13 protein-coding genes are annotated in these 14,958 nt (G+C 47.3%); 6 read left to right on the top strand and 7 right to left on the bottom strand.

Features of this window, described 5'->3' with window-relative positions; genetic code table 11:
* Positions 1 to 110: 110 nt before the first annotated feature.
* Positions 111 to 350 (bottom strand): helix-turn-helix domain-containing protein, encoded by a 240-nt coding sequence (locus C6W44_RS05855; protein WP_105244613.1) that lies wholly within the window; start codon positions 348 to 350, stop codon positions 111 to 113.
* A gap of 89 nt (positions 351 to 439) precedes the next feature.
* On the opposite strand from C6W44_RS05855, the gene C6W44_RS05850 reads away from it, so the two are divergent.
* Together C6W44_RS05850 and C6W44_RS05845 are read left to right on the top strand one after the other, a co-directional pair.
* Complete coding sequence (locus C6W44_RS05850; protein WP_105244612.1) at positions 440 to 688, top strand: hypothetical protein; 249 nt, start codon at positions 440 to 442, stop codon at positions 686 to 688.
* A gap of 2 nt (positions 689 to 690) precedes the next feature.
* Positions 691 to 1,518, top strand: a complete 828-nt coding sequence (locus C6W44_RS05845; RefSeq protein ID WP_105244611.1) for a DNA-methyltransferase — start codon at positions 691 to 693, stop codon at positions 1,516 to 1,518.
* A gap of 7 nt (positions 1,519 to 1,525) precedes the next feature.
* Here C6W44_RS05845 and C6W44_RS05840 read toward each other — a convergent pair whose 3' ends face one another.
* Positions 1,526 to 2,566: an aminotransferase class IV gene (locus tag C6W44_RS05840; RefSeq protein ID WP_105244610.1), complete on the bottom strand. Its 1,041-nt coding sequence runs from the start codon at positions 2,564 to 2,566 to the stop codon at positions 1,526 to 1,528.
* Positions 2,567 to 2,574: 8 nt separating this feature from the next.
* Positions 2,575 to 3,246: a hypothetical protein gene (locus C6W44_RS05835; protein ID WP_105244609.1), complete on the bottom strand. Its 672-nt coding sequence runs from the start codon at positions 3,244 to 3,246 to the stop codon at positions 2,575 to 2,577.
* 599 nt (positions 3,247 to 3,845) lie between these two features.
* On the opposite strand from C6W44_RS05835, the gene aroE reads away from it, so the two are divergent.
* Positions 3,846 to 4,721, top strand: coding sequence for a shikimate dehydrogenase (gene aroE, locus C6W44_RS05830; protein WP_105244608.1), 876 nt, complete (start codon positions 3,846 to 3,848; stop codon positions 4,719 to 4,721).
* Between the two features lie 18 nt (positions 4,722 to 4,739).
* Here aroE and C6W44_RS05825 read toward each other — a convergent pair whose 3' ends face one another.
* Positions 4,740 to 5,888, bottom strand: a complete 1,149-nt coding sequence (locus tag C6W44_RS05825; protein WP_105244607.1) for an FUSC family protein — start codon at positions 5,886 to 5,888, stop codon at positions 4,740 to 4,742.
* 469 nt (positions 5,889 to 6,357) lie between these two features.
* Between C6W44_RS05825 and C6W44_RS05820 the strand changes: the two genes are divergently transcribed.
* Both C6W44_RS05820 and C6W44_RS05815 read left to right on the top strand, forming a co-directional pair.
* Complete coding sequence (locus C6W44_RS05820; protein ID WP_105244606.1) at positions 6,358 to 8,178, top strand: acyl-CoA dehydrogenase C-terminal domain-containing protein; 1,821 nt, start codon at positions 6,358 to 6,360, stop codon at positions 8,176 to 8,178.
* 163 nt (positions 8,179 to 8,341) lie between these two features.
* On the top strand, positions 8,342 to 8,821 hold the full coding sequence (locus tag C6W44_RS05815; protein WP_227526367.1) for a hypothetical protein: 480 nt from the start codon (positions 8,342 to 8,344) through the stop codon (positions 8,819 to 8,821).
* 24 nt (positions 8,822 to 8,845) lie between these two features.
* On the opposite strand, the gene C6W44_RS05810 is transcribed toward C6W44_RS05815, so the two are convergent.
* Positions 8,846 to 9,217 (bottom strand): 5-carboxymethyl-2-hydroxymuconate Delta-isomerase, encoded by a 372-nt coding sequence (locus tag C6W44_RS05810; RefSeq protein ID WP_105244604.1) that lies wholly within the window; start codon positions 9,215 to 9,217, stop codon positions 8,846 to 8,848.
* A gap of 138 nt (positions 9,218 to 9,355) precedes the next feature.
* A complete protein-coding gene (gene ybaK / locus C6W44_RS05805) occupies positions 9,356 to 9,844 on the bottom strand; it encodes a Cys-tRNA(Pro) deacylase (RefSeq protein WP_105244603.1) in 489 nt (162 codons plus the stop codon).
* Between the two features lie 339 nt (positions 9,845 to 10,183).
* Here ybaK and plsB point away from each other — a divergent pair, with 339 nt between their 5' ends.
* Complete coding sequence (gene plsB, locus C6W44_RS05800; RefSeq protein WP_105244602.1) at positions 10,184 to 12,883, top strand: glycerol-3-phosphate 1-O-acyltransferase PlsB; 2,700 nt, start codon at positions 10,184 to 10,186, stop codon at positions 12,881 to 12,883.
* A gap of 117 nt (positions 12,884 to 13,000) precedes the next feature.
* On the opposite strand, the gene ettA is transcribed toward plsB, so the two are convergent.
* Entirely contained in the window at positions 13,001 to 14,662 is a 1,662-nt protein-coding gene (gene ettA, locus C6W44_RS05795; RefSeq protein WP_105244601.1) for an energy-dependent translational throttle protein EttA, read from the bottom strand.
* Positions 14,663 to 14,958 lie beyond the last annotated feature (296 nt).

The raw sequence follows: 14,958 nt of genomic DNA, 5'->3' as shown, positions 1-14,958 counted from the left end.
CTCCTGATGAGAATTTGCAGTCTTACCGCATTTAGGACATTTATGTGGAATTGCAATATAGCCACTGTTCATTGTTTACCCCTTATAATCTCTGCTTAATTATAATAATTCTAACGTATTTCTTGTGCTTCTGGCAGATCAAAAATAAATAATTCTGACAAGCTCATTTCAAAAGCATTAGCGAACACCTCTATGTTCTCTAATGATGGATTGCGCTCACCCCGCTCTACCATGCCAATGTAGTTATAGTGAAATCCAGTTATTACAGCCAACTGTTTTTGAGTAAGCTTGCGCGCTTTGCGTAATGTTCTGATACGCTGTCCAAACTTAATTAAAACCGAACTTTCCATTTGCAATCACCTTTAAAACTGTGTACTATTAAAAACACACAATCAGTGTTATTTTGATATTCCTGAAATGCGTTACCGAGGACAGTGCTGTGATAAACATCGAAAACTTTACTATTAATGTAAACACCACCCCAACAGTAACTGATGGTTTATTAAAAACCCAAAGCCCAGTAGCTGTAAGGGAGGAGCTGACCAACATGCTACGTATTATTAGCGAAGATCCTCGGTTTCTCAGACAAACTATTGTTATTCCAGACGAATGTGAGCAATATGGTTTTGTAGAAGGCGAGTTTGACTTACCCTCCCTGCTTTATTTTTTAGCCGACATGCTGGAATAAATATGATAGATCATTTATTTTTTCAAAGTGTACAAGCTGATTTTAGCCTGATAAAAGGCGATTGCTTGACACTTATTCCGTCAATAGAAAAAGAATTAGATATGGTCTTCGCTGATCCGCCTTACTTTTTATCTAACGATGGTCTTACAGTAAAAAGCGGCAAGGTTCAATCTGTCAATAAAGGCAAATGGGACAAGCTAATCAGTGACGACGATGCCACTACTTTTACTTATGAATGGTTAGCAGCAGTACGTGAAAAAATGGCAGATAACGCCACAATTTGGGTTAGTGGTACGCATCATAATATTTTTACCTTAGGTCGTATATTGCCTGAATTAGGCTTTAAAATACTTAACGTTATCACGTGGGAGAAAACCAATCCACCGCCTAATTTTTCTTGTCGATTTTTTACTCATTCCACTGAATTTATAATTTGGGCACGTAAGCATCCAAAAGTGCCACATTATTATGATTATGATTTAATGAAAAAACTGAATAACGACAAACAAATGAAAGATGTATGGCGGCTACCTGCTGTTGCTAAATGGGAAAAGTCCTGCGGCAAGCATCCTACGCAAAAGCCATTAGCACTATTAGCACAAATTGTCCTAGCCTCGACTAAAAAAGACGCTATTATCCTTGATCCTTTTGCTGGCTCCTCTACTACAGGGATAGCAAGTAATGTGTTAGGGCGGCGCTTTATTGGTATTGATCAAGAAGATGAATATCTAAAACTTAGCCAAGCACGTTATGAAGACCTACAGAACGAAGGTAGAAAGGCATTTTTTAAGCAGCATTTTTATCGACTGTTAAATAAAACCGATAATTAATAGCAACTCAAAAAACATCAACCACCTCACCTGATAGCAAAGTAAGCGAGCTCATCGGCATCACTCCGCGCAGCGCATTACAAAAGAAAAGCCGCGTTATCCGTGGCAAATCCTTATCATGTAATGAGCGCTCAACTACTGGTCGTTCTGTATTCGCAAGTGCATCAATGATTACTTGTCGCATGACCCCAGCAACACCCGACTGCGCCATCGACGGCGTATACCATTGGCCAGTGGTCAGATAGTTGGCTTGAGCCTGGTCGTTATCGCTGCTGGTTGACACAGGTAGCGGCGACTCTGCTAGTTGATAAAACACATTGCTCATCGTGCCCTCCACCCAGTGTCCGCTCATATCGCGTAGCAGACCTTCGCCGATCTCTGGCTGTGGAGGGTTTGGCACCGGCTGAGCATTTAGCCACTGCGTCTTATACCGTTGCAGCTCACCGCTTGCGAGGACATTATCCAAGCGATTGAGGCTTTTGAGTCCAGCCAATGGCGGCGGTAGGCTAGCAATCTTCGCCGATAGACAAACGGCGGCGCAATTAGACTGCCTAAGCATCATGCGTCCATCAGGTAGCGTGATTTGCTCTGCTGTCTTGACAGGCATAGCGGCCATTTTTAGCCAGACATCAGAGGTGCGACCAGCTGCATCAGACGCATAGCCATAGCCGCGTACCACCTGCGTACTACGCGTGACGATCAGCTTTAGCATGCCTTGTTGCAGCTGCTTGCCATAGACGGACAGGCGGCTCATGAGTGCTGGGCAGTCTATATCCAGCTGCAGCGCTTTTGCATGGCTAAGCAGTCGCTGTCGATGCTGCTGCTGCCACAGTATCTGCCCATCAACGACGCCCATGGTGGTAAAAAAACCATCAGCGTATGCCAGTCCGCGATTGTCTAAGGCGACTGCAGATGCCGCTGATCGTTGTTTTGCAGCATCTAAGTCTAGCGCCTCTAGGTGCTGGCCGGCCAATTGTAGGCAGTGCCAAGCATTGCTCGGTAGGGAGGCGGCGTTAGCAGGCGGTAGTGCTATATCAGATGGCAGCATTGAATCGCTTAGCCGTCATCTGTTTGGGCGGCTGATTTATTGATGATCAGCATACAGCTATAAAACTCACACTTGGCCAGCTCGACTTTTTGACCACCGATGACTTTGTTTTTGACGACTTGACCCGCCAGCATATCGGCGATGACTTTACCACCATCGTCGCCCATCAGTTGCCGTGCCAGCTTGTAGGCTTTTTTGGCATGGTTTTGACTGTGCTCTTTTTCTGTATCTGAGTCGGTGGGGTTGGCATAGTACCAGCCAAGCTCAAGATATTTTTCGGAGTCGATAATATCTAGATACGGCGCGTCGGTCTTCATAAAACGATATTTGGATGCTGGATTGCTGGCATAGTCGAGACTGTTTTCGTCTGTACTGAGCACCTTGCCAAATGTGGTTTTGATGCCCTCCAGCTCGGTGACCTTTAGAGGCTCTACCTTTTCATTACTCCATGCCGAGACATCGTATTTGACAGGCGTGCCCTGCTCAGCCACCGCGCCGTCGAGGTCTGAGTCTGAGGCCGCATTGTCTTGGACTTGCGGTTCAGTGACGGCCTGCGCACTGCTATCGGTGGCCGCATCTGAGGTTTCAGGATCGTTTTTATTGCTATCACAGCCGCTCAATGACAGAGCCGTCGCCATTATTGTACCGACTAGAAGGGTCTGTAGGTTATTATTCCACATGGGCAATTTACTCACACTTTTAGATGGGTCTCAACGTAGTATTAACGAGCTGGCAGCGATGCCGCTGATAACGATGAATGATTGGGTAACAGCTTATACTTTATTCATTTGTACTTTATAAAACAGTGATGCTCTACTCTATATAGGGCGTGTTGAACATAAAACTGTTGTATAAATTTAAACGCGCTACTGGTATAAATTTTACTTGCGTGCTGCGTTCCCAGAGGCTGCGCAACCTACGTTTAAAAATAGCATCCCAGTAGCGCTATGCGCTTTTTAGAGTGCATCGACTATATAGCTCATACGCGCCTCATACGCTTGTTAGTTTACCCAACTGCATAACACTTGACTACCCTTTACGTTACGCATCCCCCTCCCAGAAAGTACAGATTTGTTAAAAACCTAACCCAGCAAAGCCTTTTTCAGCAAAACCGTTGTCAAAAGAACGCATAGCGTACTCCCGCTTCCGCATAGCCATGACTTATATCCATCTGCTCAAGCGTAGGGTTTGTCAACACCCGCGTTATCCCTTATGATGATTGGTCTCTAGCAGAGATTTATCGATTACCTTTTGCTCATTGTTTATTCGCGGACTCTCTATGACCCAACACTTTATCGTCGTCGGCAATCCCATTGCCCACAGTAAATCTCCTGAGATTCATGCCCAGTTTGCCGCTCAGACGGGGATGGATATCAGCTATCAGCGCCAATACTGTCCTGATGATGCCGCCAGCTTTACGGCGCTGCTCGAAGCGTTTTTTCATGGCGGCGGCGTGGGTGCCAATGTCACCGTGCCGTTTAAACAAGTCGCCTATGCATGCTGCGCGGCGCGTGGTGGCTTGTCTGAACATGCCAAGGTAGCAGGCGCGGTCAATACTTTATGGTTAAATACAGCATTGTTAAAAAACGGTGCTTCCGTCTCTGAGGCCATTTATGGCGATAACACAGACGGTCAAGGTTTGGTCAATCATATACTGAGCTTGGGCTGGCCACTTGCAGGCGCGCGCGTGGCACTGATCGGCGCTGGCGGCGCAGCTCGCGGGGTGATTTTGCCACTGATTCAGGCAGGTATCGGTGATTTGAGCATTGCCAATCGCACAGTGAGCAAGGCGGAGGAGTTGGCTTGTGAGTTGAGTGCTGCAAGCGACGTGATTGGCGCACATACTATCTCAACCTGCGCGACAAGCGAGCTGACAGGAGCCTTTGACATTATTATCAATGCCACCTCTATTGGGCTATCTGGTGAGACGTTGCCACTGGCAGATACGCTAACGGCTCATTACGCCTATGACATGATGTACGGACGGACGCTGCCGTTTTTGCAGCATTTTGCCACTCGCGGCGCACAGACATCGGACGGTTACGGCATGCTCATCGGCCAAGCAGCCTTGAGCTTTGAGCGCTGGACGACGCAAAAGGTAGATGTCGCCATAGCGACTGCGGCGTTACATGATAAGGCGTTACATGATAAATAATACTGTGATAAATAGCGCCTAACCAACATGCGCCAGCAGCCAGTTTTCTATACGCCTTAATGGGCGACGTAGGCGCATCGAATGCATGGCCAGCCCGCCACCTAGGCCGACCACGCAGCCGAGCGCCGTATCAAGCATCCGCGCACGCATGACTTCCTCTGCTATCGGTGCCACCATCGAGGCACTGCCGTACTCAGCGATAAAGATAGTCAGCGGCGTGATAAAGATCACGGCCAGACCATAATGCCGATCGACCAATGACTCGATCAACAGCATCATCGCGAGTATCGAGGCGGCCACGCCCCACTGCGACAGCCCCCACGACAGCATCCAGCCGGCGACCGCCATGCCAGCGATAGTGCCGAGTAGTCGGTGTAGCTGCTTGATCCACATCGTGCGTAGCTGCATGCCCTGAATGATGATAAAACAGCTCATCGCCGCCCAGTAAGGATAGGGCATCTCAAAAAACATGGCGAGCGCCAAGGTTAAGCTGACAAAGCCCGCCACAATCGCACTATCACCGATCGTATCTGCTTCATAATGATAGACAGGCGCAGGCGCGACCGTATGCGTCATCAACAAAAACAGCGTATACAGCGCCGCCAATAACATCGACGCCCCGCTGCCCAATACCACCAGCCCCATCGCCGCTGGCACCTGCGCCAGTGGTGTCGGCATAAACAGTGCTATCGCGCCTGCCATCATCACAAACAACCCTGCAGGTGGCGGCTGACGATAGTAACGCCCCAGCAGCACGACCCCAAAGGCCATCAGCACAAACACCGGCAACCTAAGCCATGGCAACTGCTGAGCTATCAGCCCCGAAGCAAAGCTCATCGCCATCGCAAACCCCCATGCCATGACCGTCACCAACCGATACGGCAAACTACCCACCAGCGGTAGGTTTAAGATAATCATCGCCCCCAGCGACGCCTTAATACCTGAAGGCAGCGCATCAAAATATGCCCCGACAAACACCGGAAAACTAATAGCAAGCGCGGCGATAATGGGCGTGTGCCACGGTCGTTTGCTACGGTTTACGGTTAATAAATGGTTAAGCTCACCATCGATGAGTTTTTTTAACCGCCCAACTATTGCCATTAGCCAAAATACTGGCGTCTTTTTCTGCTCTGTTTGGTATGCTAAATTGCGCTTTGGTGCGCTCATAAATTGTGTTCCTTTATTCTGTTTGGGCACGCAACTCATACACTTAACGGTTGTTTTGCGTCTATCCCGCTGTCTATACTGAAACTTACGCTGCAACCTGTACTAAAACTATGCTTCTTTATAAAACTGGACGTATTGATGCCTGTTTATAAATAAATAACCATTTATATTTATAACTTAAATTTTTATGTTTTTTAATATATTATGAATATTAGTTATCGGTTGTATATTTGTGGCTATAGAAGATTTATACTGACCTCAATGCTACGACAGCTGTTTTTTATCAAGGATGCCTTAACGGTTATCAAAATGGACAAGCTGTTCTTAATAAACTTAGATGACGACCTGTGATACTGTCTGCCTTTATCCCAGATAATTAAACTCCCGTTTACATGAACCATAGCTCAATTGATGAGCCGACAGTCTATGCTAACGAACTATGCTAATGAAATAATCAAAGAGAGCGACTATGTTAACTTACAAAGCACCTTTGCGTGATATCAAGTTTTTGATAAATGATGTTTTTGACTATCAAACGCATTATAAAAGCCTAGACAATGGCGAAAACGCCGATCCTGAAACCGTCGATATGATTTTGCAAGGCTTTGCTGACTTTGCTGAAAATGTCTTAGCGCCTTTGTACCAGCCAGCGGATGAAGAAGGCTGTCATTTTGAAAATGGTGTGGTCACTACGCCTAAAGGTTTTAAAGAAGCTTATGACCAGTTCGTCGAAGGCGGCTGGCAAGGTATTTCGTACCCTGAAGAGTACGGCGGTATGAACTTACCGATGTCAATCAACCTTATTAAGTCTGAAATGATGGGTACGGCTAACTGGCCTTGGGCGATGTATCCTGGCCTATCAACTGGTTGTATCAACACCTTACTACAGTACGGTACTGACGAGCAAAAAGCGATTTATTTACCTAAATTGGTTGAAGGTACGTGGTCGGGCACCATGTGTTTGACTGAGCCGCAGTGTGGTACTGACTTGGGTCAGGTTAAATCAAAAGCCATCCCGCAAGATGACGGTACTTATAAAATCAGCGGTACCAAGATTTTTATCTCAAGTGGCGAGCATGACTTAACCGACAATATCGTCCATATCGTTTTAGCTCGTCTACCAAATGCGCCAGAAGGCACACGCGGTATCTCGCTCTTTATTGTACCAAAATTCACGCCCAATGCTGAAGGTGAGGCCGGTGAACGCAATGCAGTCGTCTGTGGTTCAATTGAGCACAAAATGGGTATCAGCTCGTCTTCGACCTGTGTATTGAACTTTGATGGTGCGACTGGTTATCTTATCGGTGAGCCAAATAAAGGCCTAAAAGCCATGTTTACCTTTATGAATACTGCTCGTATCGGTACAGGTATCCAAGGTCTGGCACATACGGAGCTGTCTTTCCAAAACGCCTTGCCTTATGCCAAAGAGCGTCGCTCGATGCGCACCCTTTCTGGTACCAAAGACCCTGAAAAAGTGGCAGATGCAATCATTCATCATGCCGATGTTCGTCGTATGCTACTGACGCAAAAAGCCTTTGCTGAAGGTGGTCGCTCGATGATCTATCACTCAGCGCGCTATGCGGACAAAATGGCACAAGGCATCGCCAATGGCGATGAAGCAGAGTTTGAAAAATGGGATGACAAGCTAGGTTTTTATACCCCCATCCTAAAAGGCTTCTTAACTGAGCTTGGTATCGAAGCGGCCAAACACGGTCAGCAAGTCTATGGCGGCCACGGCTATATCAAAGAATGGGGTATGGAGCTGATTGCTCGTGATGCCCGTATCGCAACCATGTACGAAGGTACCACGGGTGTACAGGCACTAGATTTACTGGGCCGTAAAGTTATCTTGCAATCTAAAGGTAAGATCATCCGTGACTATACCTCAAGCATCATGAAATGGTGCGGCGAGTATGCGCTGGATAAAGACATGCGTAAGTTCGTTTGGGCATTGACCAAGCTATGTGCTGAGTGGAACACCTTGACCGTTCGTCTGATGCTGATGGCACGTAAAGACCGCGAAATCATCTCTGCGGCCTCTGATGACTTTTTGATGTACTCAGGCTATGTGATGATGGGTTATCACTGGGCGCGCATGGCGGCGGTCGCTTATGACAAGCTTGAAAAAGGCGGCACTGAGTCACCAGAATTCTACAAAGCTAAGATTCAAACGGCTGAATTTTACTTTGATAAAATCTTACCGCGTACCTCAGGCCATGCTGAAAGTATGGTTGCTCCAAGCGAGAGCATGACGGCAATGGCAATCGATAACTTTGCTTTCCTAGACTAAGATTGCTTCACAATTGAGCAAATAATTAACAAGAAAAGCGCCTGTTCATTAGGCGCTTTTTTATGTTTAATATAAAGTCAGAGAAGATACTAGAACCATAGTTATCAAGTAATAGACATCCAAATAACACACAGCTGATAAACAACAACTTAATAAGGAAGCAATGATGTTGTCGAATAATAATAAAACCACTTTAACGAGCGCACGAGCGTTAAAAATACTGCTGCTAAGTGCCTCATTAATTAGTGTTGGTGCCAGTAGCGCGCTGGCTAAAACCAGCGACACTCCCATTCATTTTGCCAAAGGTGCTATTAGTAGCGTGGTTACGGGTAAATTAAATCCTAACGAAGAGGAGCGCTGGTATCGTTTTAATGCCGCCGCTGCGCAATACGCCGTTATTAATATTGCGCCACTTACTGGCACGCCTGAGACCGCCAATGTCGGCGTCCTGCACATGCCAAATGGTAAGTATGATGGCACCAAAGGCGGGATTATTTATCAAGGCTGCCTACCCGCAACTGGCGAATATCGCTTACGTATCGCCCGCAATTTGATGGCGACTCATGGTAAAACCGCTGGTTATAAAGCTGAGGTGATGATATTGCCTAAATATGCCAGTAAGGCATTGTGCGAAAATAACTAGGTTATAAACGGGCGTCTTTAAAGGCTAGCTAAGCATTTTTTTATGATAAATCACGCTGATCTCTTCTACCTCAACACATATCTGGATGTCTGCACGCCCTGATTGCTGTTCACTTAATGTCTCTTCTATGGCATCTGTCAATAACTCAGCAAGCTGATGCCGTATGACTTCATTGCGGCCGCTCATAATTTTTAGATGCGCATAGACAAAGCCGTTACGTTGCTCATCATCCTCTACGCCGACCAAAAATGTCTCAATCGGTACGATGCGCGCTTTGATATCAGCAGGCTTACCAAAGTGCCCACTGTCCCATAGCGCTTGATTTAGTACTTTAAGAAATGACTCTTCATGAGCAATCATAACGTTTGGCGACACTTGAATGGTTAAATGCGGCATGGATAAAATCCTTATTAAAAATAGCAAATCTGCCAATAAGCAGCGCAAACACTATTAAGAGTAAATGACAAAAGCGCAGATAAGAGCAAATAACAAAGGCGCAGAATAAACGGCGTGTAGAATTTTTCTTAACCATTTTTAATCATCAATGATATCTGCAAAGCGCGCAGTAAGTGTGGTCGCCAATTGCTCAGGTGGCAATTCGATCTCTAAGCCACGGCGACCGCCACTCACATAAATACTTACTTGCTCTTGGGCTGCGGCATGGATGAGCGTCGGTAAGCGCTTTTTTTGTCCCAATGGGCTGACACCGCCGAGCACATAGCCCGTCGTCCGTTCGACTAGTTTGGGGTCGGCCATTTGTACTTTTTTACAAGGCAGCATTTTATTAGATGATAAAGCTTTGGCCATTTTTTTGAAGTTTAAGGTCTTATCAACGGGCAATATGGCCACGGCAAGCGCGCCTGCATCGCTCGATACCACTAAAGTCTTAAAGACTTGAGCGGCATCTACGCCCAGTTTTTCTGCCGCCTCAAGACCAAAAGAGGCCGCTTGTGCATCATGGGTGTATTCGTGTAATTGATAATCCAGACGGTGTTTTTTGGCAAGATTGATAGCAGGCGTCATAGGGGGTTCACTTACCTTTTTTAATAGATACATTCTAATAGATATCAGAACAGAGCAGTTTTCATCAGTTAGTACGTCCATTATTGCGCTAAACGGGTCAACTTTCAAACGATTGTACCGCCAGCTGCGCGCGCCTAGCCTTGTTTTTAAATACTGTCTTTCATTGCTGCCCTTAAGTGCTGTCTTTAAGCGCTGTTCTCGCTTACTGCCTGATGACTGATAGATAAGCGATGACCGCTGGCATATGAATATTAGTAGTATATACAGACAGCATATATCGCTTTGCTGGCTTTTATGGCATCATAAGCGCACTATATTTGATGATTTTTGATACTGATTATGATACCGAAGTTCCTAAAAAAACGGATTTTTAAAGCGCCCGTCACCACGGACAACGCCGCAACTGACGGCCAACCAGTCACGCCTAAGCCTTATGCAAATGCCCCGATCAATCAGCTCTATCGCAAGCTATCGGGACAAATGCTGGACGTCGCGGTCAAACCCAAACTACTAGGAGAGCTGCCTGAATTTGACAGCGATGATCAGACGCTCAGGTTTTATGTGCTGCAAGATTATTCGCGCTCCAATAGTATTTTGATTGACCTACAGACCCAAGAGCACAACCTGCCGCCTGCGTTGGTCGGCGTCCAAGATAGCGCTCATAACATCAAAGAAAACGCCGCTATTATCTTTTTAAAGCACCCAAGTGCCAAAGACAGCCAACTCTCGCCGCGTCTATCGCGTTTGGTCTCTGCGGTGTTGCAGTATCCGGAGCTGAAAGTTCGGTTGGTACCGGTGTCTATTTTGTGGGGACGCGCGCCAGAAAAAGAGGACTCGTTATTTAAGCTGTTGACCGCCGATAACTGGGAAGACCCTAGCATCACCAAGCAATTATTTAATATCGGAGTGATGGGGCGAGATACCTTTGTGCAGTTTCATCCGCCGCAGGACTTGCGCGCGCTGATCCACGAGCAGTTACATACCACGCCCGTAGAAGACGACCATGCTCAACCTGTCAGCGATGAGATGCCCGCTTATACCTTGACCACTGGCGTGGATGGCAATCGCGAGCTGGTGCGGATGTTGCAGCAGCAGCTCACCACCTATCTGGACAAGCAGCGCGCCAGTATGCTGGGCCCTGATTTATCAGACCGCCGCAACCTTGTAGACAAGCTCGTGTACTCGCCTGCCATCAAGCACGCGATAGAAGCCGAGGCCAAGGCTACGGGTACCAGCGTACGCGAAGCGCGCAGTGTCGCCAAAGGCTATGCCAATGAGATGGTCAACGACTACTCGCACTCGATCATTCGTGGTTTTTACAAGTTTTTGACGTGGCTATGGACACAGCTATATGATGGCGTCGAAGTCCATCATTTCGAGCGCGTACGCGAGCTGGCGGCAGACTACGAGCTGGTCTATGTGCCGTGTCATCGTAGCCATGTCGATTATTTGCTATTGTCTTATGTCATCTACAAGCGCGGTCTGAGCATTCCTTATGTCGCCGCTGGTGACAATTTAGACGTACCAGTATTAGGGCCGCTCCTACGCGGCGCGGTAGCGTTTTATATTCGCCGTAGTTTCCGTGGTAACGCGCTTTATACCGCGGTGTTGCGTGAGTATATGCATACTCTCATCACCCGCAACACGCCGATTGAATACTTTATCGAAGGGGGCCGCTCTCGCTCAGGGCGACTGCTACCGCCGAAGATGGGCATGCTGGCGATGACGGTTCATAGCCAGCTGCGCCGTACCAACAAGCCTGTGGTGTTTATTCCAACCTATATCGGTTATGAGCGCATCATGGAGGGCGGCACCTACGTCGGCGAGCTAAAGGGCAAGCCAAAAGAGTCCGAATCCCTTATCGGCTTACTCAAAGTTGGGCGCAAGATCGAGCGTATCTTTGGTAATGTCCATTTGAGCTTTGGTACGCCGTTGCACCTAAGCGATTTTATGACCAAGTTTGATGTACCAGCAGACAGCCTGCCTGCCGATCGCACCGATACCCCACTTGACGAAAAAACCAGTGCCATGGTGGACAATATCGGCGTCAAAATCATGCAGCATATCAACAAAGCCGCTGTCATCACGCCAGTATCGTTATTGTCACTGGTATTGCTATCAGCCCCAAAAGCGGCGCTTGATGAAAACATTTGCCGCGAGCAAATCGCCTTGTATCAGGGGCTCGCCCAGCAGCTGCCTTATGCCGATGATACTTTTATCACCGATATGAGCCCGCAGCAAATCATTGATTATGGTATCAAGCTCAAGCTCATCGAGCGCACGCCGCATATCTTAGGCGACATCATTCAGATTGCTGGCAAGCAGGCAGCGTTGCTCAGCTACTTCCGTAACAATATATTGCACGTCTTTATTTTGCTGTCGTTCTTATCGGCCTTGGTCGCTCGTAATGGCCGTATCGAGCGCAGCCGTTTGGACAATATTGCCACGCAGATGTATCCATTTTTACAAAGCGAGCTGTTTTTGTACTATCCGGCGCACAGCCTAAACGATACGCTCAACAAAAAAGTCGATAGCCTGCTCGCTCATGGTCTTATCGTCGAGCTTGGCGATGGTATCTTGAGCGTCCCTGAGTCCAATAGTAAAGGCTATCAGCAGCTACAAGTGCTGGCCACGCCTGTCGGGCAGAGTCTCGAGCGTTACTTTATGACCCTTGCCCTACTCGCGCAGCAAGGCTCGGGCAATCTGACTGAAAAGGAGGTCGTGGATTTGTGTCACTTGCTCGGTCAGCGCTTGTCGGTGCTATATGCCGACGACATTCCGGATTTCTTTGATCGGGCGTTGTTTACCAGCTTTATCAGTGCCTTGACGCGCCTTGACTACTTACAAAAAGATGAAGAAACTGGGGTGCTGACCTTTGATCATCGTATCAATGACATCGCTCACCATGCCAAGTACGTCCTGACGCCTGATATGATGCAAATCTTGCAGCAAGTCGCAAGCTTAGACGAAGAAGAGATTACCCACGCGATTACTGAGATTAGCAATAAAAAGCAGCGTAAATTTGGTCGTAAGCGTTAATTGATACCGTTATATTAAGCTGCTCAAGATATTGAGCAGCTTAAAAAAAGACCTCTAACTGATTAGAGGTCTTTTTTATTGAGCACTATATTTTATTGAGTACCATAAGCACCGCTCTTAGGTAGAAATCTTTTTATACTTCATACGCTTAGGAGTAGCATCATCACCCATGGTCTTTTTGCGATAGGCTTCAAACTCAGAGTAGTTACCATCGAACCATACAGGGCCTTCTTCTTCAAACGCCAAGATGTGGGTGGCGATACGGTCAAGGAACCAGCGATCATGCGAGACCACCATGACGGTACCAGGAAATACTTGAATCGCATCCTCTAGCGCACGCAAAGTTTCGATATCCAAGTCGTTTGACGGCTCATCAAGTAGCAAGACGTTAGCGCCCTGCTTTAGTGTCTTAGCCAATTGCAAGCGGTTACGCTCACCACCTGATAGCTGTCCGACATGCTTTTGCTGGTCTGAGCCTTTGAAGTTAAAGCGGCCAATATAAGCACGGCTTGGGGTCTCATAGTCGCCTACTTTGATAATATCAAGGCCATCTGATACTTCTTCCCAGACGGTTTTGTTATCGTCCAAGTTGTCACGTACCTGACCAACATAGGCAACCTTGACACTTTCGCCCAGCTCGACTGAGCCAGTATCTGGGGTATCACGCTCGGTAATCATGTTAAATAGCGTGGTTTTACCCGCACCGTTTGGCCCGATGATACCGACGATGGCACCTGCTGGCACGTTAAAGCTGAGGTTTTCATAAAGCAAACGATCGCCAAAAGACTTGGAGATATTGTTGACTTCGATGACCTTGTTGCCCAGACGTGGACCAGGTGGAATATAAATCTCAGCGGTTTCGTTACGTTTTTGGAACTCAGTTGAGTTTAGCTCCTCAAAACGCTGCACACGAGATTTGGACTTAGCTTGTTGGCCTTTTTGATTTTTACGAATCCACTCAAGCTCTTTTTTCAGTGCCTTGGCAAAAGACTCTTCTTGCTTTTGCTGCTGCTCAAGACGTTTGTTCTTTTGCTCGAGCCACTCAGTATAGTTACCCTCATAAGGATAGCCATGGCCACGGTCTAGCTCCAAAATCCACTGCGCGACATTGTCTAAGAAATAACGGTCGTGAGTAATGGCGACGATGGTACCACTGTAGTTTTGCAAGAACTGCTCAAGCCACGCGACCGATTCGGCATCCAAGTGGTTGGTCGGTTCGTCAAGTAGTAGCATATCAGGACGTGACAATAGCAGACGGCATAGCGCCACACGGCGTTTTTCACCACCAGATAATTTGCTGACATCTGCATCCCATGGCGGCAGACGTAGCGCATCAGCGGCTTTTTCGAGCTGGGTATTTAGGTTATGAGCGTCCCACGCTTGGATGATGTCTTCCATCTTGCCTTGCTCTTCAGCCAGCTTATCAAAGTCGGCATCGGGCTCTGCGTATTCGGCATAAATCGCATCCAAACGCGCGAGCGCATCTAACGCCTCACGCATACCGTCTTCGACGTTACCACGGACGTCTTTGCTGTCATCAAGCTGTGGCTCCTGCGGTAGGTAACCGACTTTGGTACCTGTTTGCGCGCGCGCCTCACCACTAAACTCAGTATCGACACCTGCCATGATACGTAGCAAGGTAGACTTACCCGCACCGTTGATACCTAGCACACCAATTTTGGCACCAGGGAAAAACGATAGGTTGATGTTTTTTAAAATCTCACGCTTAGGCGGAACAAGTTTTGACACGTTGTTCATCGTGTAAATATATTGAGCCATTAACACTCCGATAGACTGCATAGACAAGGCGTGACAGTCGCACTTTGCACGGATGCTCAGTGGGCTGCGCCTCAAAAATCAGGGTTGTAAATTGTCTGCCATTATCGCATTGTGGCGCATACCCTGCAAGCGAGTAGACGGCTTTCGTGCCTTTTCTGCTAAAGTATTGGATTAATTGGTGAAATATGCCAACCTTATCGAGTTTTTTGCCGACCTCAACGAGCCTTGACGATTTTGATAAGGGTAGGCTATCGTAACATTTACCCTATCCACGATTACCCGAAAGGGCTATAAAT

Origin of the sequence: Psychrobacter sp. Marseille-P5312 (assembly GCF_900291405.1) — a bacterium.
In the GTDB taxonomy this organism is placed as follows: domain Bacteria; phylum Pseudomonadota; class Gammaproteobacteria; order Pseudomonadales; family Moraxellaceae; genus Psychrobacter; species Psychrobacter celer.
The sequence above is the reverse complement of the archived record's forward strand: the minus strand, read 5'-3'. Positions and strand labels throughout refer to the sequence as shown.

What these genes read in the sequence shown, in the direction of transcription:
- C6W44_RS05835 (WP_105244609.1), bottom strand. Translation starts at nt 3,246, where the DNA reads ATGTGGAATAATAACCTACAGACCCTTCTAGTCGGTACAATAATGGCG.
- C6W44_RS05810 (WP_105244604.1), bottom strand. Translation starts at nt 9,217, where the DNA reads ATGCCGCATTTAACCATTCAAGTGTCGCCAAACGTTATGATTGCTCAT.
- C6W44_RS05840 (WP_105244610.1), bottom strand. Translation starts at nt 2,566, where the DNA reads ATGCTGCCATCTGATATAGCACTACCGCCTGCTAACGCCGCCTCCCTA.
- C6W44_RS05815 (WP_227526367.1), top strand. Translation starts at nt 8,342, where the DNA reads ATGATGTTGTCGAATAATAATAAAACCACTTTAACGAGCGCACGAGCG.
- C6W44_RS05855 (WP_105244613.1), bottom strand. Translation starts at nt 350, where the DNA reads ATGGAAAGTTCGGTTTTAATTAAGTTTGGACAGCGTATCAGAACATTA.
- plsB (WP_105244602.1), top strand. Translation starts at nt 10,184, where the DNA reads ATGATACCGAAGTTCCTAAAAAAACGGATTTTTAAAGCGCCCGTCACC.
- ettA (WP_105244601.1), bottom strand. Translation starts at nt 14,662, where the DNA reads ATGGCTCAATATATTTACACGATGAACAACGTGTCAAAACTTGTTCCG.
- C6W44_RS05820 (WP_105244606.1), top strand. Translation starts at nt 6,358, where the DNA reads ATGTTAACTTACAAAGCACCTTTGCGTGATATCAAGTTTTTGATAAAT.
- ybaK (WP_105244603.1), bottom strand. Translation starts at nt 9,844, where the DNA reads ATGACGCCTGCTATCAATCTTGCCAAAAAACACCGTCTGGATTATCAA.
- aroE (WP_105244608.1), top strand. Translation starts at nt 3,846, where the DNA reads ATGACCCAACACTTTATCGTCGTCGGCAATCCCATTGCCCACAGTAAA.
- C6W44_RS05845 (WP_105244611.1), top strand. Translation starts at nt 691, where the DNA reads ATGATAGATCATTTATTTTTTCAAAGTGTACAAGCTGATTTTAGCCTG.
- C6W44_RS05825 (WP_105244607.1), bottom strand. Translation starts at nt 5,888, where the DNA reads ATGAGCGCACCAAAGCGCAATTTAGCATACCAAACAGAGCAGAAAAAG.